The sequence below is a fragment of the Candidatus Zixiibacteriota bacterium genome, assembly GCA_017999435.1.
In the GTDB taxonomy this organism is placed as follows: Bacteria; Zixibacteria; MSB-5A5; order GN15; family FEB-12; genus JAGNLV01.
Map to the genome: position 1 here is coordinate 189438 of JAGNLV010000001.1, position 23558 is coordinate 212995.

General features: G+C 63.9%; 17 protein-coding genes. 3 read left to right on the forward strand and 14 right to left on the reverse strand.

What is annotated here, in order from left to right; translation table 11 throughout:
• Positions 1-20: 20 nt before the first annotated feature.
• From KA261_00845 to KA261_00870, 6 genes are all read right to left on the reverse strand, one after another.
• Entirely contained in the window at positions 21-1814 is a 1794-nt protein-coding gene (locus tag KA261_00845; GenBank protein ID MBP7696332.1) for a DUF1446 domain-containing protein, read from the reverse strand.
• Between the two features lie 199 nt (positions 1815-2013).
• Positions 2014-4608 (reverse strand): hypothetical protein, encoded by a 2595-nt coding sequence (locus tag KA261_00850; protein ID MBP7696333.1) that lies wholly within the window; start codon positions 4606-4608, stop codon positions 2014-2016.
• Between the two features lie 333 nt (positions 4609-4941).
• The gene (locus KA261_00855; GenBank protein ID MBP7696334.1) at positions 4942-5436 is read right to left on the reverse strand and encodes a hypothetical protein; all 495 of its coding nucleotides are present in this window, start codon (positions 5434-5436) and stop codon (positions 4942-4944) included.
• A gap of 203 nt (positions 5437-5639) precedes the next feature.
• Entirely contained in the window at positions 5640-6035 is a 396-nt protein-coding gene (locus KA261_00860; GenBank protein ID MBP7696335.1) for a Zn-ribbon domain-containing OB-fold protein, read from the reverse strand.
• Between the two features lie 5 nt (positions 6036-6040).
• Complete coding sequence (locus tag KA261_00865) at positions 6041-7201, reverse strand: thiolase domain-containing protein (protein ID MBP7696336.1); 1161 nt, start codon at positions 7199-7201, stop codon at positions 6041-6043.
• Between the two features lie 11 nt (positions 7202-7212).
• Positions 7213-8262, reverse strand: coding sequence for a hydroxymethylglutaryl-CoA synthase (locus tag KA261_00870; protein MBP7696337.1), 1050 nt, complete (start codon positions 8260-8262; stop codon positions 7213-7215).
• A gap of 240 nt (positions 8263-8502) precedes the next feature.
• On the opposite strand from KA261_00870, the gene KA261_00875 reads away from it, so the two are divergent.
• Positions 8503-9096 carry a hypothetical protein gene (locus tag KA261_00875; GenBank protein MBP7696338.1) on the forward strand — a complete coding sequence of 198 codons (594 nt, stop codon included), beginning with the start codon at positions 8503-8505 and terminating at the stop codon, positions 9094-9096.
• Between the two features lie 172 nt (positions 9097-9268).
• Positions 9269-10258 (forward strand): 4Fe-4S binding protein, encoded by a 990-nt coding sequence (locus KA261_00880; GenBank protein MBP7696339.1) that lies wholly within the window; start codon positions 9269-9271, stop codon positions 10256-10258.
• A gap of 97 nt (positions 10259-10355) precedes the next feature.
• On the opposite strand, the gene clpB is transcribed toward KA261_00880, so the two are convergent.
• From clpB to KA261_00910, 6 genes are all read right to left on the reverse strand, one after another.
• On the reverse strand, positions 10356-12986 hold the full coding sequence (gene clpB / locus KA261_00885; protein ID MBP7696340.1) for an ATP-dependent chaperone ClpB: 2631 nt from the start codon (positions 12984-12986) through the stop codon (positions 10356-10358).
• Positions 12987-13027: 41 nt separating this feature from the next.
• On the reverse strand, positions 13028-14266 hold the full coding sequence (locus KA261_00890; protein MBP7696341.1) for a DUF4935 domain-containing protein: 1239 nt from the start codon (positions 14264-14266) through the stop codon (positions 13028-13030).
• Positions 14267-14321: 55 nt separating this feature from the next.
• Positions 14322-15284, reverse strand: a complete 963-nt coding sequence (locus KA261_00895) for a J domain-containing protein (protein ID MBP7696342.1) — start codon at positions 15282-15284, stop codon at positions 14322-14324.
• Between the two features lie 93 nt (positions 15285-15377).
• Positions 15378-15614, reverse strand: coding sequence for a hypothetical protein (locus KA261_00900; GenBank protein MBP7696343.1), 237 nt, complete (start codon positions 15612-15614; stop codon positions 15378-15380).
• 111 nt (positions 15615-15725) lie between these two features.
• A complete protein-coding gene (gene dnaK / locus KA261_00905) occupies positions 15726-17636 on the reverse strand; it encodes a molecular chaperone DnaK (protein ID MBP7696344.1) in 1911 nt (636 codons plus the stop codon).
• 153 nt (positions 17637-17789) lie between these two features.
• Positions 17790-18215: an Hsp20/alpha crystallin family protein gene (locus KA261_00910; protein MBP7696345.1), complete on the reverse strand. Its 426-nt coding sequence runs from the start codon at positions 18213-18215 to the stop codon at positions 17790-17792.
• Between the two features lie 391 nt (positions 18216-18606).
• Here KA261_00910 and KA261_00915 point away from each other — a divergent pair, with 391 nt between their 5' ends.
• Positions 18607-19278 carry an OmpA family protein gene (locus KA261_00915; GenBank protein ID MBP7696346.1) on the forward strand — a complete coding sequence of 224 codons (672 nt, stop codon included), beginning with the start codon at positions 18607-18609 and terminating at the stop codon, positions 19276-19278.
• A 67-nt stretch (positions 19279-19345) separates the two neighbouring features.
• Here KA261_00915 and KA261_00920 read toward each other — a convergent pair whose 3' ends face one another.
• Positions 19346-20662, reverse strand: coding sequence for a PQQ-like beta-propeller repeat protein (locus tag KA261_00920; protein ID MBP7696347.1), 1317 nt, complete (start codon positions 20660-20662; stop codon positions 19346-19348).
• Positions 20662-23460, reverse strand: coding sequence for a PD40 domain-containing protein (locus KA261_00925; protein MBP7696348.1), 2799 nt, complete (start codon positions 23458-23460; stop codon positions 20662-20664). Before KA261_00925 ends, KA261_00920 begins: the two co-directional genes overlap by 1 nt.
• Positions 23461-23558: the final 98 nt, after the last annotated feature.

Below are 23558 nucleotides of genomic sequence, written 5' to 3' on the forward strand. Positions count from 1 at the left end.
GCGTCTGTCTTTCCCCAAGGCTAGAGTGTTTTCAACAGCGACTGCGGCACGCGCAGCCTCATCTGAAGCAGCGCCTGCGCGAGCGTCTTCCCCTGAGGATCGATCATGAGCGACCGCGTTCCGCCGCCGCCGAGCGTCTCCTCGAGCAGGAAATTGAGCCCGCCCAGGTTGTCCAGCTCGTACCGCTTCACCCGGCCGCGGGTGATTCCTGCGAAGAATTCCTGGACCCGGGCGGCCGTCAGGTGCTCGGCGATCCAGTCGTAGATCTCGGGCGACCGCGCGAGCACCCCGACATTGCAGGTATCCCCCTTGTCCCCCGACCGGGCGTAGCAGATTTCTTCGAGCCGGACTTCGACCGCCCGGCCGGCCGGTTTGCGGCCGGGCGCGCGTCGGGGCGGCCCGGCGGGCGTGTCCGCGGCCGGCGACGGCACTCGCACCGGAAAAGTAATCTCGTGGAACGACTCCTGCCGATTCGTCCCGACCACCAGCACTTTCGCCTTCACTCGGCTCCGGTGAATCAGCGCCGGCCAGTAGGCGACCACGCTCGAGGGTTTCGGGCGACCGCCGGTGGTCACGGCCATCCCCGGCGGCCCGGAGAGGATCAGCGTCGGCAGCGCCTTTCCAAAATCCCGCACTTTCTCGTAGTCCCGGTCGCGGACCGAAAACCGCAGGAGCACCTCGTTGGTCTCGTCGGTCGCGAACGCCCGCGGCCAGATCGAGCCCGTCCCGATCACCTCCGTCCGCGTCGCCTCATAGGCGTGGTCCAGTTTCGCCCACAGGGTGTCGGCGATCACCCCGGCCTTCTCGCGCGCCTGCGGGCCCGACACGAGGACCGACCCGCTCGCCTTCCACCCGTCGTCATACGACATCGAAACTTTCAGATGGTCCGGCGCCGGTTTCCCCTTGACCTCCGACACCCGCACCCGGTCGGGGCCGACCTGCCGGAGCGCAATAGTGTCGAAGCGCGCCACGCCGTCCGGCGAAATGTAGTTGGCGGGATCGCCCATCTCGTAGACCAACTGCTCCTTGATCGTCTTCTCCGAGATCAGGCCGCCGGTTTTGGGGTGTTTGGTGACGGCAAATTCGCCGCCCGCTTCCATTTCGATAATCGGGTAGCCGATATTGTGGAAGCTCTTGATTTCGCGCCAGTCGGTGATATTTCCCCCCGAGGCCTGCGCGCCGCATTCGATAATGTGCCCGGCGACAATCCCCGCCGCCATCTTGTCCCAGTCGTCCATGGCCCAGCCGAACTCGTGAATCATCGGCGCCAGCGTAATCCCGGTGTCGGTCACCCGGCCGGTCACGATGATCTGGCTGCCGGCCTCGAGCGCTTTCACCACCGGCTCCGCGCCGAGGTAGATGTTGGCCGAGGTGATGCGCGAACGGTAGGCGAAGAAATCCTCGCCCGTTTCGAGATTGGCGAACTTCTCCCCCGCCGCGGTCAGTTCGTACAACTGGTTGACGATGTCGTCCCCGTAGACAATCCCCACCTTGAGTTCCAGGCCCATGCCCCGCGCCATTTCGACGATTTTCCGCCCCAGCCCGATCGGGTTGATGCCCCCGGCGCTGGCGATGACCCGCACGTTCTTACGGCAGATCAGGGGAAGGCAATCCTGGAGCTGCTCGAGAAAATCCACCGCGTAGCCGAGGTCGGGATTGGCTTTTCGCTGGCGCTGGAGAATCGACATCGTGATCTCCGCCAGGAAATCCATCGTGATATAGTCGAGCGGTCCGCCGGTCAACTGACGGCGCAGCGCCCCGAGATCGTCCCCCCAGTAGCCGCCGGCATTCCCGATGCGGATTTTTTTCTTCACACGGCCATACCCTTCCTGGCACCGGCCGGTCCCGCCGGCCGGTGAGCTAAGAGCTTCGAATATACGGCAAACCCCGGCGCTTGTAAAGCCCCCGCCCGCACGTCCCCTCACCCTCCTGCCCATTGGCGCGGCCCCTTTAGAACTCGCCTGCAGCCGGCCGCCCCGACCGCAGGCGCTGCAATTCCCGCGACCGCGTCGCCTAGCATGCCGGCGCCGGACCGCCCCGAAACAGGTACGAAATCAGGTAGGTGAGATCGGCAACCGTGAACCCCCCGTCGTTGGTGACGTCGGCAGCCTGCAGGCACATCGGCGGCGGCCCCCCTCGGAACGTCCAGGCAATCAAATACGTGATGTCGGAAACGTTGATGGCCGCCGGTCCGCTCATCGTATTGACATCGCCGCACTTGAATTCGAGAAGTCTCAGGGTGTCGGTCCCCAAACCGAACCCGTCGTCGTCGCTCAGGTAGATCGTCTGCTGCCCGGTGGCCGGGATGAGCGCGGCGCAAATCGTGACCGCACCGTCCGATTGGCCCTCAGTGACAACATTGCCGCTCGGATCGTACAGGCGCACCCACGACACAACATCCCCCGACACGCGCGACGCTTGGATTACTACCCGATCCCCGACCGTCGCCAAAAACCGGTGCAGCCGGATGCGGGGAAACGAGTCGATGACCTCCGCCGCCACGTCGCCGAACGCCATGGTCCCCGCCCCTATCGGACGGTTGACACATTGGAGCGTGACGCCGTATTCCCCCATTTGGTAGCCGTCTTCATCGCTGACGTACAGCGTGTAAGTCCCCGAGAAATTCAGGGTAACGTCGTACAGCTCGGCGCGGTCGTAGCTGGGCCACATCGGTCCCGCGTCGGCCAGCAGACTGCCATCCGGACGATAGATCCGAATCCACGGATTCACTTCGCCCGAGATCCGGTTGGCGCGGACAATAAGCCTATCCCCGCTCTGTCCGGCGAACCGGTACACGTGCCACCGCGGCACCGCATCGACGGTATCCGCGATCAGATCATTGTAGGCGGCCGGGTAAACTTCGCCCGGATCGTTGATGCACTCAAGCATCATCGCGTAGGAACCCGTCTGGTACCCGTCTTCGTCGCTCACATACAGCGTGTACGTGCCCGTCTGCGAGAGGAGCTGGTCGTAGAGCTCGGTGCGCTCATAGCCCGGCCACAACGGACCTGCTTCCGCCAGCAGGCTGCCGTCGGGCCGATACAGCCGCACCCACGGGTTCAAGTCGCCGGACGTCCGGTTCAACCGTATGCACACCTGTTCCCCGACCGCGCCGTCAAAACGGAACAGGTACATCTCCGGCACATCGGCCACCTGACCGCTGACAAGTTCACCGTACCCGGCCGTCACTGCGCCAACCGGCCGGTTGACACATTGCAGCGTGACATGGTACTGGCCCAGCTGGTACCCGTCCTCATCGGCCACAAGCAGCGTGTGAGTCCCGGTCTGGGAGAGATTCAGATCGAACAACTCGGCCCGCTCGTAATTCGGCCACAGCGGCCCCGCTTCCGCCAGCAGACTCCCGTCGGGTCGGTACACCCGGACGCAGGGGTTTACCTCCCCGCTCGTCCGATTGACCCGGAAGATCGCCCGATCCCCGATCTGCCCCTCGAAACGGTAGAGCCGGAAGCGCGGCGCCGTCTCCAGCGTGTCTTCAAGGAGGTCGTCGTACACGACTGCCTTCGCCCCCAAGGGACGATTCACACACTCGACAGTGAGCGCGAACTCCCCGAGCTGGGAGCCGTCATCGTCGCTCACGTACACGGTGTACTGCCCCGTTTGCAGGAGGCTTTGGTCGAACAGCTCGGTCCGGTCGTTGCCCGGCCACACGGGGCCGGCCTCGGCCACCAGACCGCCGTCCGGGCGGTACAAACGCAGGTGCGGGTTGAGTTCCCCCGAAGACCGATTCACCCGCAGGACCACCCGGTCGCCGATCTGGCCGGAGAATCGATACAGCTCCATTTCGGGCACCGCCGAAATCGTCGCACTGACCAGGCCGTGGTAGACCATATCCTCCGCCCCGACGGGCCGGTTCACGCACTGCAACGTGAAGGCCAGTTCGCCGAGCTGGAACCCGTCGTCGTCGATCACGCACACCGTGTATGTCCCGTTCTGCGTCAACCCCTGATCGAACAGCTCCGTGCGCTCGTACGCACTCCACATCGGGTCGGCCGTCGCCTGAAGGCTTCCGTCCGGACGGTACAGCCGCAGGTGCGGGTTCAGTTCTCCCGCGGTCCGATTCGCGCGCAGGATTACGCGGTCCCCGGCCAGCCCGGAGAAGCGGTAGAGTTTTATCTCGGGAACGGCTGTGAGCGTGTCGGACCGCACATCGTCATACGCCGCAGTCTCCGCCCCGGTCGGCCGATTCACACACTCCAGCGTCACCGCGTAGTCTCCCCACTGCAGACCGTCATCATCGGCCACACAGAGGCGGTAGCTCCCCCCTTGCGGCAGGGCCTGATCGAGTATCTCCGTCCGGTCGTAGGCCGACCACAGCGGTCCGGCCTCCGCCAGAAGGCTGCCGTCCGGACGGTACAGCCGGACGAGCGGGTTGAGTTCCCCTGCCGTTCGGTTCACGCGAATGAGCACGACATCGCCGACCTGACCGGCAAACGTGAACGTGTCCACTTCCTGCCAGGCGCTGATCGCACGGTCGCGGAGATCGTGGTACGCGATTCCCTCGTCCGCCTGGACCGATCCGCCCCATGCCGCCAGCGCACTCACAAGCACCGCTGCCGGCGCCACAAACCTCGCCACACTTCGGACCATGAAGACCTCCTGCGCGTTTCACCCGCTGCGTCGCCGCTCTCCGGTATCGGTTAATCAGCCTGCGGCGCGCGCCGGGAACGAACGAGCCGCCCTCGGCCAAACGCTCCCGACCCGCGGATAAGATAGGATATAATGATATATGTCTGTCCGCTGTCAATCCCTGTGTACCCTGCGCCCAAGGGGCCGGGACTAATCGCCGCTTCACTGCAATCCCGAGATTCACCAATCGCGAGCTGCCGGGGCGCATTCAATAGTATACTATCCCCTCCTCGTTCTGTCAACGCCCTTCGGGCCGCGGCGCGAAGCAGAGCGGCCGGAGCCCCCGCCCGCACGTCACTGGATATCGAAAGGGTCTTCCTCTTCCTCCGCGAACTCATCCGCGGCGCCGGCGATCTCCCGCACTGTCACGTAGTCATCGTACCACGGCGTCCGCACCGAGGCCTGATAGACCAGCGGTCCGTGCGGGAATATGATCCCGACATGCCCGATCTCCCCGTCGTGCTTGTCGAGTTTCTCCAGCATCTGGAGCATCTTCGTGCGCCCCTCTTCGTACTCCTCGTCGACCGCCGCGTCCTCGACATCCGCCCGCAAGAGCTCCATGTCGATCCGGTCGAAATCGATCACGACCGCTTTCACGCCCACACTCTGCGCGAAATCGAGAAACTCCCGCCAGTCGCCGTCTCCGTCCGCCACCCAGACGACGCGGGGCGCCTCCGCCCCGCCGGGTCCGATCAGGCGGCCGCGCATCACCCGGATCCCCCGGCCGGCGGCCTCCTGCTTGATCTGCGCGATCTCCCGGGCGATGTCCCCGGCGACTGCTCCCAGCATGTACATCTGATTCCTCGCTTTCCTGCTCTCGCTAGAGGCGTTTCGTGGTCGGGCGCTGTCCTGAAGCCGACGGGGAATATACCGCGGCGCGGGCGGCGGCGCAATCGAAGTTGACGGCCGGGCGCCTTCTGTCCTCGTGAGCCGCAAAAGAAACCGCCGGGCGTTTCCGCCCGGCGGCGCCTGGTGTCAATTCCCGAACGGCCTCACCACCACTTCGGCACGAACTTGTACCCGTAGCTCAGCACCCCGTGGTGTTCCTCGGTCTGGATCCGGCGGAACTCGATCCGCACTTCCATTCCGATTTTCACCTCGTCCACGTTGCAGTCGGTCATCTGCCCGAACAGCCGGGTGCCGTCGGTCAGTTGCACGATCGCCAGGGCATAGGGGGCCATGTCCCCCCACTGCGAGGGAGCCACCCGCACCACCGTGTAGGTGACGATCTTCCCGGTGTCGGGGAGCCGCACCGTCTCGCGCTCGGTGTCGCGGTTTTCGGGGTCGATTGAGCGCGGCGGGAAATAGGTCTTGCCGCTCTTTTTGAATCTCACGGCCTCGAGGCGGTACCGCTGCGGGTACTCGCGCCAATTGCGCGAACTGAACATAGCCATCACGCCACCTCCATGATGTGAACGACCGAGGAACCGCCGGACCCGCCCATGTTCTGCGCCATCCCAATGCGGAGGTTCCCCTTGATCTGGCGGCCGCCTTCGGCCTGGCGCGTGAGCTGTTTGAACACCTCGACCGCCTGGGCGATCCCTGTGGCTCCGACCGGGTGCCCCTTCGACTTCAGGCCGCCCGAGGGGTTGACCGGGAACTTGCCGTCCAGCGCCGTCTCCCCGGCCAGGGTGGCCGGACCGGCACCGCCCGGCTTGTACACGCCCATCGACTCGAGCACCACGAGTTCCGCGATCGTGAAACAGTCGTGGACCTCGGCGAACTGGACGTCGGTGATCTTCCGCCCGGCCTGCTGGAGCGCCCGCGCCGTCGCCAGGGCGGCCGCTTTGATCGTCGTGAGGTCGGCCCGCTGGGCCAACTGGATCGTGTCGGTCGCCGCGCCGGACCCGATGATCCGCACGTACGGGCGTCCGAGCTTTTTGGCGACTTCCTCGCTGCACAGAATCGCCGCTGCCGCCCCGTCGGTGATCGGCGAGCAGTCGAGAATGCGCAGCGGGTCGGCCACCATGACCGAGCTCTCGACCGTCTCCGGTTTCACCGGAAACGGGTACTGGGCGAATGGATTCATCGACCCGTTGCGGTGGTTCTTTACCGCCACGGCCGTCAGCATCGCCCGCGTGGTCCCGTACCTGGCCATGTGCGCGTGCGCCATCATGGCGTAGAGCCCGGGGAAGGTGGCCCCGTTGAACACTTCGTACTCCTGGTCGGCCGCGGTGGCCAGCGCCGCGGTCGCCTGGTCGCCGGTGCAGTCGGTCATTTTCTCGGCTCCGCCGGCCATCACAATCTCGGCCGCCCCCGCGGCCACCTCGAAATAGGCCGCCCGGAGCGCCATGCCCCCCGAGGCGCAGGCGCTCTCGACCCGCATCGCCGGCAGCCCCGGCATTCCCATGTAGTCCGCCATGAGCGACCCGAGATGCTCCTGCTGGACAAACAACCCGCCCGACATGCACCCCACGTAGAGGGAGTCGAGATGGTCGACGCCCGCGTTCTTTATCGCTTCACCGGCCGCGTCGGCAAAGAGCTGGCGCAGCGAGGTGCGCCACACTTCGCCCCACTGGCTCATGCCGACCCCGGCGATACACACCGTTCTCATTCTTTCTCCTCCTACGCGTTCTTGCGGATTTTGCGCCGGAACTTGGCATAGGTGCCGTAGTCGACATAGGTGAGGTTTTCATCGAGCAGCTTGTGCGTCCTGATTGTCAGGTCCCGCACCTTGTCGATCCGGTCCGTGACCTTCCAGATGAACGCATCCGAGCCCGCGCCCGAACCGTATGAACACATCATGATCAGGTCCCCCGGTTTGGCCGTGTCGAGCGTCGCCGTCAGGCCGATCGGCGAGGCTCCCGAGTAGGTGTTCCCCAAGCGGGGGGACAGCCAGCCCGGATCGATCTGCGCCTGGGTGAACCCCAGTTCCAGCGCCACCCGCTGCGGGAACTTCCCGTTCGGCTGGTGGAACACCGCCCACTGGAAATCCTGCGGCTTCATCCCCGATTTCTTCAGGATGGCGGTGGTAGCGCCTTTCGTGTGCGCGAAATAGGCCTCTTCGCCGGTAAACCGGCCGCCGTGCTGCGGGTAGAACTCGTGCTCGCGGCGCCAGAAATCGGGCATGTCGGTCATGTAGGAATGGGTGTAGAGACATTCGGCGATGAGGTTGTCCTTGCCCATGATGAACGCCCCGGCCCCGGCCGCGGCCGAGAATTCGAGCGCGTCCGAGGGAGCGCCCTGTGAGGTGTCGGCCGCGATCGCCAGCGCGTACTTCATGAACCCCGACTCCACGTGGCTGAGCGCGACAAACATCGCCTCCGACCCCGCTTTGCAGGCGAACTCAAAATCGGCGCAGTGCAGATCCGGCGTCGCCCCGATCGCCTCCCCCACCGTCGTTCCCGAGGGCTTCACCGCGTAGGGGTGCGATTCCGAGCCGATGTAGATCGCCCCGATATCTTTCGGGTCCACCGTCTGCGCCCGAATGAGGGCGCGCCGGGCCGCCTCCACCGACAGCGTAATGGTGTCCATGTCGGGCGGCGGAACCGATTTTTCCCGCAGCATCAGGCCCTTCTTATAGCTGGGCGCGTCCGCCCCCCACACCTTGGCGATCTCTTCGACTTTGATCCGGTGCCGGGGCAGATGGCAGCCGTAGCCAACGATACCTGCCATACCTCAACCTCGTTCTGTATTGGTTAGCCGTTGCGAAACAACGTCTTTTGCTGTCCTGTCCATTGGGCCGAACATACGCATTTGGCGGCGGCAACACAAGCCCGCCGACCCGGGGGCAGCGCAATTTCCGACATTTTCGCGTTCCCGCGGTCCCCCCGGCCATCCCGCCCCGCTCTCGGCGCCGCATCCGCCGCGAATCTTTGGCTCACCCCGACCGCCGCCCCCGCCGATACTAGCCCTATGCTCCCGATTTTGGTCTTTTCCGCCCTGCTCTCAGCGGCGACCGCCAATCCGTTCGCCGACCTGATCGAGCCGGGCCTCGACAGCAACACCGCCTTCTACGAAGGCGCCGCCCGAACGTATGTCTTCAGCCCCCCCGCCGGCTACCGCCTCGTTCTTGAGGAAGCGGCCGCGGCCGGGCTGTCGATGGCCTACATCCCGGGCGACCAGGATTTTGACACGGCCGACCTTCTCGTCGGCATCACCATCTACAAGGTCGACTCCGCCGCCACCTCCTTCGCCGGCATCATCGCCGAGGATACGGCCGCCATCCGCAGCCACTACGGCGGGCGGATCGAGATGTGGCCGGTCGACTCCATGTGCAACGCCCAGGGCGAAATCATCCCCACCGTCTACGTCAACGATCCCGCCGCCTTCGTCCCGACCGTGATGGTCTCCTACTACAACGGCGGGGCCGAGATCATCATTCTCGAACTGGTCATCAGCCCACGCCAGCCGCGTTTCAAGGCCGAGGCCGTGTTTGAGCTGATTCTCGAACGGTTCAAATCCCTTCGCCGCGGCGACCCCTCGAAAATCGAATTCGGACAGGGGTAGGGAACGGCGCGCCGGGGCGCGGCCGCCCCGGAGCGACATCGGAAAACAGCGGCGGGCGACGGTCCGTGGACCATGCCTCCCCCCTCCGCCTTCGATAAGCCCGGCAATTGACATCTCGTCCCCCTCGCCCTATACTACCGCAAACAAACCGTCGCTCTCCGAAAGGCCGCACATGCACCGTCGTCTGTTGCCGCTCACCGCGCTCTTCTCCGTCCTCTGCGCCGCTCCCCTGCGGGCGGTGGAAGAACACGTGGAGGAGGTCGAACCGACCGTCTGGGATTTCCTCTTCACCTGGCACTACATGCTCTTCGTGGTGATCGCCGTCATCGGCATGATCCTCGTGATGAACCGCCTGGTCAACAAGTGGGTGCGAATCGGCGCTATGGCGGCGGTGTTCGTCCTGTTTGGCCTTGACTACCTGTTCCCCCTCCATCCAAGTCCGATGTGCGGGGTGGTGAATCTGATCATGTTCAGGATCACGACCGGCATGTTCTTTCCCATCTTTGTAGCCCTCGCCCTGGCCATGTTCGTTCCCAGTCTGGTCGGCCGCAAACTCTTTTGCGGCTGGGTGTGCCCGCTCGGCGCGTTGCAGGAGCTCGCCAACAAAATTCCCTTCAAGTGGAAATTCAAGCAGTTCAACTTCACCGCCTTCAACGCCGTCCGCCTGAGCCTCTTTGTCCTCTTCATCCTGACCGTGTTCGCCGTCAAGAACCATGTCGGGCTGCTCGCCGAGCGGCTCGAGGCGGACACGAGCGTCGGCCCCTGGACCGCCTTCTCGGCCTACAGCGTCTACGATCCGATCAACTTCTTCGAGCTGCTCCACTGGAGTGTCGATGCGACGTTCATCGTCATGATGGCTGTCTTGCTCCTGGCCGGCCTCGTGCTCTACCGTCCGTTCTGCTACGGCATTTGCCCGATCGGCGCTCTGACCTGGCTGTGTGAGAAGATCGCGCCGGCCCGCGTCCGCATCGACCGCGAGGCCTGCACCGAGTGCATGGATTGCGTGGCGGCCTCCCCATGCCCCACGATCAAACAGATCGTCGAGGGCAAAGTCAAGGTCCTCGCCGACTGCACCTCGTGCGGCGAATGCATCAAAGCCTGTGAATACAACGCCCTGAGTTTCGGATTCACGGCCCGGCGGGGCAAACCGGTCCAACCATAGCGGCGCTTTCGCCGGGCCGCCTCATCACGCGAAATCGCCGACGCGGGTCAGGACCCTTGTGGTCCTGACATTCTTACCAACGGTGTGAGTAGCCCCGTCAGGACCCTTGCGGCCCTGACCCTTCTGCCGTCGGCCCAGCCGTGAACCGCATCTCCCCGCCGGCGAAATCGATCCGAAGCGTCTGTCCGGGCCGGACCGTCCCCGCCAGCATCTGTTTGGCGATATCCTGCGCGAGTTCTTTCGCAATGTAGCGCTTGAGCGGCCGCGCCCCGAAAGCCGGGTCATAACCGGCTTCGGCGATTTGACCCACCGCGGCCTCGGTCACGCTCAGCCCGATATCCTTTTCCGCCAGGAGCCGCTCGAGCCGCCGCAACTGCAGGCGGACAATCGCTCTGATCTCCGCCGGGGTGAGCGCATGGAAGACGATCATTTCGTCGATCCGGTTGACGAATTCCGGCCGCAGCGTCCGCCGCACCGCGTCGAGCACGTTCTTCTTGATATTCTCCCAGATCATATCCCGGTTGAATTCCCCCATCCCGGCCGTCTCCGTCTGAATGTACTCGGCCGCGACATTCGAGGTCATCACCAGGATCGCGTTCTTGAACGACACCGTCCGCCCCTGGTTGTCGGTCAGACGGCCGTCGTCGAGCACCTGCAGGAGAATATTGAACACCTCCGGGTGCGCCTTCTCGATTTCATCAAGCAGCACGACCGCGTAGGGCCGCCGCCGAAGCGCCTCCGTCAACTGGCCCCCTTCCTCGTACCCGACATACCCCGGCGGCGCCCCCACGAGCCGCGACATCGAGTGTTTCTCCATGTACTCGGACATGTCGAGCCGCACGATCGCCTCCTCGGTGCCGTAGAGGAACTCCGCGAGCGCCCGGGCCAGTTCGGTCTTGCCGACCCCGGTGGGGCCGAGGAAGATGAACGAGCCGATCGGCTTGTGCGGGTCCGACAGTCCCGCCCGCGACTGGCGCACGGCGTCGGCCACCGCCGCGACCGCCTCGTCCTGCCCCACCACCCGGCGGTGCAGTTCCTCCTCCAGGCGCAGCAGTTTTTCCGACTCCGACTCGGTCAGGCGGGCCACCGGGATATGCGTCCAGCGCGCGACGATCTCGGCGATCTCGTCCTCATCCACCGCCTCCTTGAGCAGCTGGCGTTTCTCCTGGATAGCGGCCAGGGCGCCCGTCAGCGACTGGAGTTTCTTCTCGGCCTCGACAATCTGGCCGTACTTGATTTTCGCCGCCGTCTCGTAGTCCGCCTTGCGCTCGGCCTCCGCCGCCCGGTGCTTGAGCTGTTCGATTTCGACTTTGACCGCGCGGATCCCCTCGACCGTGTCCTTCTCCCGCGTCCATTGCGTCCGGAGATCGTTCCGCTGCGCGTACAGGTCTTTCAGTACCTCCTCGATCGGTTTCAGCCGCTCGCGGGCGTCCGGCTCGTTCTTCACCCCCTCCTTTTCGATCTCGAGCTGCCGGATCTTCTTCTCGACCGCATCGAGCTCCTCGGGCAGCGAGTCGATCGCGATCCGCAGTTCGGCCGCCGCCTCATCGATCAAATCGATCGCCTTGTCCGGGAGGAACCGGTCGGCGATGTAGCGGTCCGACAGCTTGGCCGCGGCCACGATCGCCCCATCCGAAATCTTGATCCCGTGGAAGGCCTCGTAGCGCTCGCGCAGCCCCCGGAGGATCGACACCGTCTCCTCGACCGTCGGCGGCTCGATCAGCACCGGCGCGAAGCGCCGCTCGAGGGCGGCGTCCTTCTCCACGTGTTGGCGGTACTCCTTGAGCGTCGTCGCCCCGACAAACCGGATCTCCCCGCGGGCGAGCGCCGGTTTGAGCATGTTGGAGGCGTCGAGCGCGCCCGGTCCGGCCGCCCCCGCGCCGACCAGCGTGTGCATCTCGTCGATAAACAGCACGACCTCCCCCTCCGCCTCCTCGACCTCTTTGAGGATCGCCTTGAGCCGCTCCTCGAACTCGCCGCGGAATTTCGAACCGGCGATCAGGGCGCCGATATCGAGCGCCACCAGCCGGCGCTCCTTGAGCGTCTCCGGCACCTCGCCGAGGGCGATCTTCTGCGCCAACCCCTCCACTACCGCCGTCTTCCCCGTGCCCGGCTCGCCGATCAGCACCGGGTTGTTCTTGGTCCGGCGCGATAGGATCTTGATGACGCGCCGGATCTCCTCCTCCCGCCCGATCACCGGATCGAGCTTCCCCTCCCGCGCCGCCTGTGTGAGATCCCGCGCATACTTCTCGAGCACCCCGTACTTCGCCTCCGGGGTCTCGTCCGTCACCCGGTAGCTTCCGCGGATCGACGAGAGCGCTTTGAGCAGTTCGTCCCGCCTGACCCCGTGGCCCTTGAGGATTTCCTGCGCTTTGGACCTGACCTCGAGGAGCGCCAGGAGCAGGTGTTCGACCGACACGTACTCATCCTTGAAACGGGCGAGCTCCGCCTCGGCCCGGGTGAACACCTGGCTCAACTCGCGCGAGGGATAGATCTGGCCGCCCGCGGCGTGCGGGAGCATCTTGAGCGCCTCGTCGACCTCGCCAGCGATGGCCCCTGTCTCGGCGCCCGTCTTTTTCAGAAGCTGCGGAACGAGTCCTTCCTCCTGGACCAGCAGCGCGTGGAGCAGGTGTTCGGGGGTGATTTGCGGGTGTTGTTCCGCCGCCGCCTGCTGCTGGGCGTAGCTGATCGCGTCGATCGACCGCTGGGTCATTCGATTCGGGTTCATCTATGTGTCACCTTCCTCCGTCATATCAAACCTCGACCTTGTCAGTCACCTTTCTTGGCATCGCCGTCCGAGGGTTGGGAGCGCTTCCACAACACTGCCGGGGCGCTAGGGGGTTTGATCGGTGGCATTGGACGCACAGGGTCAGCGTGAACGGCGCCGTACGGCAGGGGATACTGCCGGAAGTCTGGAGCCGTGTATATCCCGGAGAGAAGAACCCCGCCGGACGCTGCCTCACTATACATTGCTGTGCTCCGGCGGATATACCGTAGTGTACCCTCTCGCAAATCCTCTCTTGTGACTTCCCGCTCTAACGTGCTCACAAGGCGTATATCTCCATTCCTAACCTCGCAGTGGACCGAGGCCAATACAGTGACATTCCCGGAAAAGGCCGCTAATGGGACTAATCCTTCAACCGGCTTTGCTACTCTGCTCGGAGCCAAACCCTCAACACTGGCTTCGACTTCGAATCGAAGTACGGTCGTCCATGCGTCGTCGCCGCTCTGGTAGACGTAGAAAGATTTCACCGCTGGTTCGGACGGTATCAGGCGCAAGCCAGCGGGAAACACGAATTCACCGGGCATACGTTTTACAAAGGCGTTCACCAAGCTCACTACTCGCTGAAATCCAGGCAGACACCTCAAGTACTCCTCCGTTGCCCACGGTGGCTTTGGATAGTGAATCTCAATAAATGACTGAATGCTCCGGTAGAGACTGACCTTGGGCGCATTTTCCCCCAGTTCCTGAATCAGGGCATCGTGCAGACCCACCGGATCCATCTGATTCCCAAAGTCGCTAGTGTCGTTTGTTATTAGCACAGTCGGTTCTGAATTTGTCGCCACCTGAGTCACTGCACGCCACAGCAGGTAGTCCCCTATCCCTTCGCCATTCTCCTTAAAGGGCTTTCTTCTACTGACGACCGCTGTTATGATGTCATCCACCCCTGGTGGCTTCTCGGAAGCCGCGTCCAGATTCCAGTGTTCCAACTCCCTCAACAAGAACTCCCGGTAATTATTCATTTCCCGGTTGCTTTCTTGCTCTAAGCGCTCATAATCCAATGAGTTTCGCTTTGAGAGACTCTTCAGCCTTTTATCTAGCCTTTTCGCCTCTGAGATGATGGCCTTATAGTCGCGACCATAATTGGCCACAGTCTCTTCCAGGACGATTCTCGGAATTACTAGCTTGCCGTTATTCAACCTGAGAAAATGGCGCAGGTCAGTGAACCACCGGCCCCGAAGGAGGTAGTCCGCCATTAGGATATTGGTATCTAGTACGACATACATGCTACGGTTGCTCCTATGCTATGGGTCGTAACATTCTCTCGAGATTTGCGCCCCCTCACCACTCCTCCAACATCTTCCTCTGCTCCTCCGTCAGATCGGCCGCTCTTGGGATCCGCACATCCACTTCGACATACTGGTCTCCCTGCACGCCGCCCACCGAGAGCCCCATCCCCTTCAGCCGGAGTTTTGTCCCGGGCTGCGTTCCCGGCGGGATCGTCACCTGAATCTCCTTTAGCGGCGTCCTGACCCGGGCCTTGCCGCCGAGAATCGCATCCTTCAGGGGAATTGTGACCTTCGTGTAGATGTCATTCCCCTTTCTTTCGAACTGATGGTCGGCCATAACCTTCACCGTGATGAGTAAGTCTCCGGGCACACCCGGCGGCATTTCGGGCCTCGCGGGCGCGGGCATCCCCTGCCCCGCCAGCCGGATCACGCCGCCATTTTCTATTCCAGGCGGGATCGTCACCTGGATCGTCCTGCCGGTCTGACGGATACGGAGGCGCTTGCGGGTTCCCGCGACCGCCTCTCGCAGCGTGACCGTCACCGTCGCCTTCAGATCCGTCCCCCGCGCCTGCCGGGCCCGGCGCGGGCGCACCCGTTCTTTGCCGAACTCCGTTCCGAACCCGCCCCGCCCGCCGAAAAACTGCGATAGAATCTCGTCCAGCCCCTCCACCCCGCCGCCGAATCGGAACGTCTGAAATCCGCCCCGGCCGCCCGCTCCCTGGCGGAAGAGATCGGAGAAATCGAATCCGCCGTTGCCGTGCGCGCCCGGGTCGAATCCCTGCCCCGCCCCGGCGAAGGCCCCGTACTTGCGGAGCGTGTCGTACTCCGCCCGCTTCTTCGGGTCGGACAGCGTCTCGTTGGCCTCGGAGATCTCCTTGAATCTCGCCTCCGCCTGGGCGTTTCCCGGATTGCGGTCCGGGTGGTACTTCATCGCCAGCTTGCGGAACGCTTTCTTGATCTCCTCCGGCGAGGCGTCCTCCTTCACGCCGAGTATGTCGTAGTAATCCTTCGCCATGCCGACTTTCGCCCCCCGATTTTGTCTAATCTATCGTAACTAATACTGCTTCGGCAAGCATACTTCTCGCCCGCGCCCGGGAGGTGCCGGCTCTCACACTTGCCGCCCGGGCCGAAACTCTCCCTCCTTGTCCTCCTCCCTCGCATCCTCCTCGAGATAATTGACGTATTCGATCCGGTGCCGCTCGTCGCCGTTCTGCCACGCAGCATAAACGCTCCGGCCCATCGCCGCCCAGCGTTGGTCCACAAAGTGCCGTTTGATCACCCAGCCGGCGAAGAGACAGATCCCCGCCAGCAGACCGCCGATCACACCTAACGATAAACTGTCCACGCGCTCCTCATTTCTCGATTATCACGGCGACCCGCTGGCGTTCACCATGCGCCGGCGGCCGGCCGGAAATCGCCGACCGACCGCCGCCTTGCCTCGCGATCCGCCGCTTCCTCACTTCACCTCTTCGAAATCGGCGTCGACTGCGTCCGCGTCCGGACGACCGGCGGCGCCGGTCTGCGGGCCGGATCCGTTGCCGCCGGGTTGAGCGCCCGCTGTCGGCCCGGCCGCCTGCCGGTAGAGGTCGGCCGAGACCTGCTGCCAGGCGGTCTGAAGATCCTCGGCGGCCCGGCTCATCTCGTCGGCGTTGTCTCCCTTGAGGGCCGCACGCACCCGCTCGGTCGCCGCCCCGAGAGCCGCCGTCTGTTCCTGGCTGAGTTTGTCGCCGAGCTCCTTCATCTGCGTGTCCGACTGCCAGACGGCCGCGTCGGCCCGGTTGCGCGCCTCGACCCGGCGCTTCTTCTCCCGGTCTTCCGCCTCGTGCTGCTGGGCGTCCGCCACCATCCGCGCGATCTCCTGTTCGCTCAGGCCCGAGGAGGCTTCGATCCGGACATTCTGCGCCCGGCCGGTCGCCGTGTCCTTGGCCGACACGTTGATGATCCCGTTGGCGTCGATGTCGAACGTCACCTCGATCTGCGGGACACCGCGCGGGGCCGGCGGGATCCCGTCGAGAATGAACCGCCCGATCGTCTTGTTGTCGATCGCCATCTCGCGCTCCCCCTGGAGCACGTGGATATCCACCTGCGGCTGGTTGTCCGCGGCCGTCGAGAAAACCTGCGACTTGCGCGTCGGGATCGTCGTGTTGCGCTCGATCAGCCGGGTCATCACCCCGCCGAGCGTCTCGATCCCCAGCGAGAGCGGCGTCACGTCCAGAAGCAGCACGTCCTTGACGTCTCCCGCGAGCACGCCCCCCTGGATCGCCGCGCCGATCGCCACCACTTCGTCCGGATTGACCGACCGGTTGGGTTCCTTGCGGAAGAACTCTTTCACGATCTGCTGCACCTTCGGCATCCGCGTCATCCCGCCGACCAGGATCACGTCGTCGATCCGGTCGACCGTGAGCTTGGCGTCGGCCAGCGCGTTCTGCACCGGCCGCTTCGTCCGTTCGAGCAGGTCGTCCACCAGCGACTCCAGCCTGGCCCGCGTGAGGGTCACGTTCAGGTGCCGCGGCCCGTTCTGGTCGGCCGTGATGAACGGCAGGTTGATGGCTGTCTGGAGCGTCGACGACAGTTCGACTTTGGCCTTCTCGGCCGCCTCGCGCAGCCGCTGGAGCGCCATCGGGTCCTTCCCCAGGTCGATCCCGTCCGACATGCGGAACTCTTCGATCAGCCAGTCCATGATGCGTTTGTCGAAATCGTCGCCGCCGAGGTGGGTGTCGCCGTTGGTCGAAAGCACTTCGAACACCCCGTCGCTCAGTTCGAGGATCGAGATGTCGAACGTGCCGCCGCCGAGATCGAACACCGCCACTTTGCCGACTTTCTTCTTGTCCAGGCCGTAGGCGAGCGCCGCCGCCGTCGGCTCGTTGATAATCCGCAGGACCTCCAGCCCGGCGATCCGGCCCGCGTCTTTGGTCGCCTGGCGCTGCGAGTCGTTGAAATAGGCGGGGACCGTAATCACAGCCTTAGTCACCGCCTGGCCGAGGTAGTCCTCCGCCGTCTTCTTCATCTTCCCGAGCACCATGGCCGAGATCTGGGCCGGCTTGTACGTCTGGCCGGCCATCTCAATCACCGGCGATTCGTCCGGTCCGCGGTTGACTTTGTAGGGAAAATTCGCGATTTCCGCCTGCACTTCGTCAAACCGGCGCCCGATCAGGCGTTTGACCGAAAACACAGTGTTCAGCGGGTTGGTGACCGCCTGGCGCTTGGCCACCGTCCCCACCAGCCGCTCGCCGTTCCGATCGATCGCCACCACCGAGGGCGTGGTGCGCCCTCCCTCGCTGTTGGCGATTACCGTCGGCTCGCCCCCCTCGACCACCGCAACCACCGAGTTGGTCGTCCCCAGGTCTATTCCGATTATCTTGCTCATCCGTCAAATCCTCCTGTCTTCGTAGCCCCCCGGCCCGGTCCGCACTCCTGTCTTCTTAACAAAAGGCCGGTCATGGACCGGCCTCTCGATTCCTTCGGAAATCTCCATCGCGTCGGTCGGCAATGGCGTGGCTTTCCGGTCTGGACTGGTGAATCAGCCCACGCTGACTTCGATCTCCTTGGGCTTCACCGCTTCCTTCTTGGCCAGCTTCACCTCGAGCATTCCGTTCCGGTAGTCGGCCGCGATCTTGTCGGTGTCGATCGTGTCGGGAACCGTGAACGATCGGCTGAACGCCCCGGTGAGGATCTCCCGGCGAACGACCTCCGCGTTCTCGTCGTCCACCGTCTTGCGCTCTCCGGACACCGTGAGCACGTTTTCTTTCACCGTGACCTTGATGTCCTGCTTGTCGATCCCTGGGAGCTCGAACACCAGGCGCACATCATCCTTGGTCTCGCGGATATTCACGCGGGGCATAAAATCGCACGCACACTCGGCACTGATCTGCGGAAAACTGATGAAGGTGTTGAACATGCTGTCGATTTCCCGCGCCAACCGATTCGGAATCATCACGCTACGCATTTCTGGAACCTCCTTATTTCGTCTCTCTGTTTCTCGATTCCTTCTGTGACTTCTGTCATAAGTGATTATCAACTTCCGTGCCATTCCACATAAGCACATGATTGACAACAATATCACTATAACGAATCTGCTCGTTCCGATGACCAACCTGCCAAGAATGTCAGCATGGCTGCCAAATAGGCGGTGATAGTCTGTCAACTGGCCAGCTCAACCGCCAATCCGGCAGTCAGCCTCCCGGCAGTCAAGCTGGTTAGTCCGGAGTCCGAAAAAAAACTTGGACGCCACCCCGGAATTCGCCATCCTTTAGTTGGATTCGCATGCGAATCTCCCGATGTGTAGTACGGGTAGCTTGGCATATGGCATAACCCAATTGTTCAAGGAGTAGCGACTCATGCTTAGGCACATTGCTTTGACCGGGATTTGCGTGGTGCTGATCGCCGCCCTTGTCGGCTGCGGTATGAGCAAAACGCAGAAAGGGGCTCTGATCGGCGCCGGGTCGGGGGCCGTGGTCGGCGGACTAGTCGGCAACGCCGCCGGCAACACGGCGGTCGGCGCGATCATCGGCGCCGCCGTTGGCGGCGCGGCCGGCGCCTATATCGGCCACTACATGGATCAGCAAGCTGAGGAAATGCAGAAGGACCTTGAAGGGGCGCGGATCGAGCGTGTCGGCGAAGGCATCAAGATTACGTTCGCTTCCGGAATCCTTTTCGACGTGAACAAGGCCGACCTGCGGCCCGAGGCCCAGCAGAACCTCGTGAACCTCGCCGCCATTCTCAACAAGTACGCCGAGACCAATGTCCTCATCGAGGGGCACACCGACACGACCGGATCGGATTCCTACAACCTCACGCTCTCCCGCTCCCGCGCGGAGTCGGTCTCGAGTTTCCTCGCTGCCCAGCAGGTAGTGAGCAACCGCTTCATCATCCAGGGTTACGGCGAACAGCAGCCGATCGCCACGGAGAACACCGCGGCCGCCATGCAGGCCAACCGGCGCGTAGAGATCGCCATCTACGCCAATGACAAACTGAAGAAAGCGGCCGAGGAGCAGGTGCAAGAGGGCTGACGCGCTCCGGCCGAGGATTGATGGATCCAAGGGACAGCTGCCAAGCTGTCCCTTTCTCTTTTTGGGTTCACCTCTTGACAGCTTTACTGCCCGGCGGCCCCCCTCCTGCCCGGCCAGCCTTGCCGCCGGCGGCTGTCCACCCGGCGGGCGGCGTAAGTCCGGGGTTATCCCTATGCGCCCCGCTCGCCCCGGCCTCCGGAGACTCTGTTCCATCGTCGGCCTGCGCTTCCGCTTGCTCCGCGGCGACCCCCGGGAGGGTGCCCAAACAGATCACCCGCCCCCGGTCGGTAGCGAGATAGAGTCGGTCGCCGTCGGTCGCCGGCGCCTGGTCAATACGTCCCTCCAGCTTGCGCCGGCTCAGCACCGACCCGCTGGCCGCGTCGAGAACGTACACGTTGCCGCCCAGCGTCCCGACCGCCACGAACCGCCCGATCACCGCCGCCGATGCCGCGATCACCTCGAACGCCTGGAAACGCCACAGCACGCGGCCGTCGACCAGATTCAGGGCCACCAGTTCGCCGCCGGAATGCCCGACAAAAACGCGTCCCTCGGCCACCGCCGGCTTGGTCCAGACCGGCGCTCCTATGTCGGTGCGCCACCGGACAGTACCGTCCTGAGCGTCGATCCCGTAGACCCGCCCCGGCATGTCCGCCCCCACGACCAGTTCGGCGACCGCCACGCCGCCGACCATCGGCCCGTCCACTTTCACGCGATAGCGCTCCGTCCCGTCGTTCGGGTCCAGGGCGTAAAGAAACCCGCTGACCCCCGGCTGGAACACCAACCCGTGTCCCGCCGCCGGCGGGGCCATAAACCGGTCCTGTGTTTCCTCAAACGTCCACACTTCGCGCCCGTCGGCCGGATCGTACGCCGTGAGCCGCCCCGTCGCCGAGCCTATCACAAGCCGGTTAGCGGCGACAATGGCCCCCCGCGCGGTTTCCTTGACAAACCGCTTCCATTGCTCGTCACCCGACCGCAAGTCGAAACAGCTCAGCCGATTCCCGATACTGACCGCGCAGTACCCGTATCCCCCTTCCGCCACCAGCCCCGACTGCACCGGTCCCTTCGTCTTGATCTTGCCGGATCGCCGGCCTGTCCCGGTCTCGTACATCTCCACGCGGTTGCGCGTCGAGGGGACCGCCAGCGATCCTCCGTGGAGCGTGAGCGGACCGGCCGGCTTCCCCGCCATCGAGGTTTCCCAGATCACGTCCAGGCGGCCCGCAAACTCGCCCGCCGGTGCGCACCCGGTGGCGCTCGCGCCGCCGTGGTAGTACGGCCAGGGGGATCCCTCCTGAAGGTTCTCCGGGGAGAGCTGCAGGCTCGACGAGCACGCCGCCGCGAGCATGGCCGCGGCCGCCGCCAATATGGTCAGGAGACGGGGCGCCATCAGAAATTCCATCCAAAAAAGAAGTCGAACTCGGTGTTGCGGCTGATCGTCTCGAAATCCGTCGTCCGGCTGAAATCAAACCGCAGGAGGATCAGGTTCGCCAAGGCCACCCGGAATCCTGCCCCGAACGATCCGTAGAACTGGTCGAACTCTTCCTCCCAGGCCGACCCGACATCGGCGAAAATCGCCCCGCGAATCGCCCGAAAGCCGATACCGCCGATCGGCGAGCCGATACTCAGCACGTTGATCAGGGGGAACCGCAGTTCGTTGGAGGCAAAGAGCACGTGCCGCGTGTACCATTCCCGCCGGTCGAACCCGCGGAATGACCAGCTCCCCCCGAAATAGATCCGCTGCGGCTCGGTCCCCTCCGACCAGTAGGCGAACAGCCGGTTGGCGAACGCCGAGACCCGCCCGAGCCGGAAATAATGCCGGACGTCGGCCGCCGCCAGCCGATTGAACGACCGCACCCCGTCCAGCCGCGTGGTCAGCCCGACAGTGAGATTGTACCGCCGCCCGTCGATCGGCCCCGAAATGTCCCACAGCGAGTTGTCGTACACCCAACTGAGATAGTTCGTCATCAACACCGCCCGGCGGTCCCGCGTCCGTGTCCCCTCCTCCCGGTTCGAATGCCGCCCCACCGTCGTCACGTCCAGCCGGTGGAACTTGGAGAACGGGTAGCTGAACACCCCGATCATCCCCGCCTGCCGCTCCCAGTAGAAACCGTCGTAGTCGTTGAAATACTCGTCGTACAGGTGGAACGCCCCGATCCCCCAGTTGAGCCGCCGCTCCCGGTTGAGGTAGGTCACTCCGATATTGAACGACTGCAGAAACTCGTCCTTGGTATTGGCCGTGTTGGTCAGGAGGAAATGGTACGAGTGGTTTCCCAGCATGTCCGACATGGCGAACTGGAAACCTCCGAGCGACCCGTAGACCGGGTCGTAGCCGACCGCCGACTGGGCAATATCGAGCGAGTAGTCGGTCTCGTACTTCACCGAGCTCTTCACGTATTTCGAGTCGATCCGATCGGGCCGCCAGGACGGTGTCGGCGGCGGCGTCTCCTGCGCTACCGGCGCCGGCTCGGCCGGGAGCTCCATGCGGAACACCTGGTACCCCATCTTCTGGTACCCGCTGTACACCAACCCCTTTCCATCCGGCGTCACCCGCGGTTCAAACGCCCCCGTCACGTAGGTCGACTGCCGCGTCAGGCCGCCGAGGCTGTCGAGCCGGTAAATGTTGAATGTCCCGTTCCGGTCCGAGGTGAAATAGATCCCGCCGGCCGCGCCGTCCGGCGTCTGGTCGCGGTAACGCCCGAACGTCAACTGCCGCACGGTCCCCGATCCGAGGGCGTAGGAGAACAGGTTGAGCGCCCCCTCTTTCCCCTCCGGCCCGCGGTCGGAGGCAAACACGATCTGGTTCCCGTCGGGCGAAAACACCGGATCGGTGTCGTAGTAGATGTCCTCCAGAATCGGGCGGTAGGCGCCGTCCGCCAGATTGAGCGCGTAGACGTCGGCCATCCCGCCGAGCGTCACCCCCGCGAACACCAACTGCGTGCCGTCGGGCGAAAGCCGGGGGGAATGCGCTCCCGCGAGATCGGCGAACTCGTAGCGGTGCGTGACCCGCTCCTCGCGCAGATTGTAGACGTAGATAACGTCGTTCCCTTTCGACTTCGATGAGAACACGACCATCCCCGAGTCGGTCGCGTCAATCCCCGACCGCAGAAGGTAGAGGGATTCGAAATCGGACGAGCGCTCCCCTTTCAGGAGCGTCTTTACCCGCCGGCCGCGCCCCTCACCGGAGGGGGTCATGTAGATCCCCGAGTAGCCCATCCGATTGGCCTTGAACACGATCCACTCCCGCCGCCCGTCGCCGGCGTCCCACATGATCGGCACGCCCCGCACCGAATAGCCGTCGCGCGTGATCTGCACCGACTCCATATCCGGCAGCCCCGCCTCCTCCAACTGCGGGTAGTAGCACTTCTTGAGCGAATACCGCCACTTCCGGGAGACCTCGCGAAGGTCGTCACCGAGCGTCAGCTTCACCACCTCGTCGAACGTCTTCCCCTTGGCGAGATTCTCAAACAGCAGAGTGAGCTTCTCCGGTCCGTAAGTCGAATCGATGAAAGTGCAGATGGACTCGCCGAGCTTGTACATGTAGTAAGAGCCCGCCACCCGGTAGAGGTCCTCGATTCCGAGCTGGAGTTCGTTGACGGCCATGTCCTTGACCACCATCTCGGCCTCGGCGTCCCACGCCTTCGACCAGTACTCCGCCAGTCCCTCCGTAAACCACAGCGGCGGCCGCCCGAAATTCACCCGCCCCATGCGCGCGAGCACCGCCTCCATCTTGGAGAGCTGGAACACGTGAACCAGTTCGTGGCGGAGGACGTGCGCGAAATCGTAGTACGACCCGTGGAACGGCAGCACCACCCGCCCCTTCATGAACTCGGTGAATCCCCCCACCGACTCCGGCAGAAGGCTCGGGATCACGTTGGTCTGGCTGAAATAACTGGGCGAGGAGTAGATGATCAGCGGCGTCTTCTCGTTGATCTCGTGGTTGAATTTCGCCGCCAGCGCCCGGTAGCTGTCCTCCGCCAACTGGGCCGCGATCCGGGCGATCTCCTCCTCCTCGGAATAGAAGTAGATGCGGAAATGCTCGGTCGTCATGACCTGCCAGTCGAAACGGGTGTACTGGACTTTGTTTTTCCCGAAATAGAACTGGGCCTGCGCCGGCAGCCACAGACCGACAGCCGCGGCCGCCAGCACGGCCGTCCACACCCACTTCATTTTCCGGGAATTTCTCATCCGCCGTTCACCCATCGCCGACTCGCCCCGCCTTGCGGAAAGAGACCGCCCTAAGGCCGCGAGGAAGCTTCGGTTGCCTGGTAACTATAATCTGTATC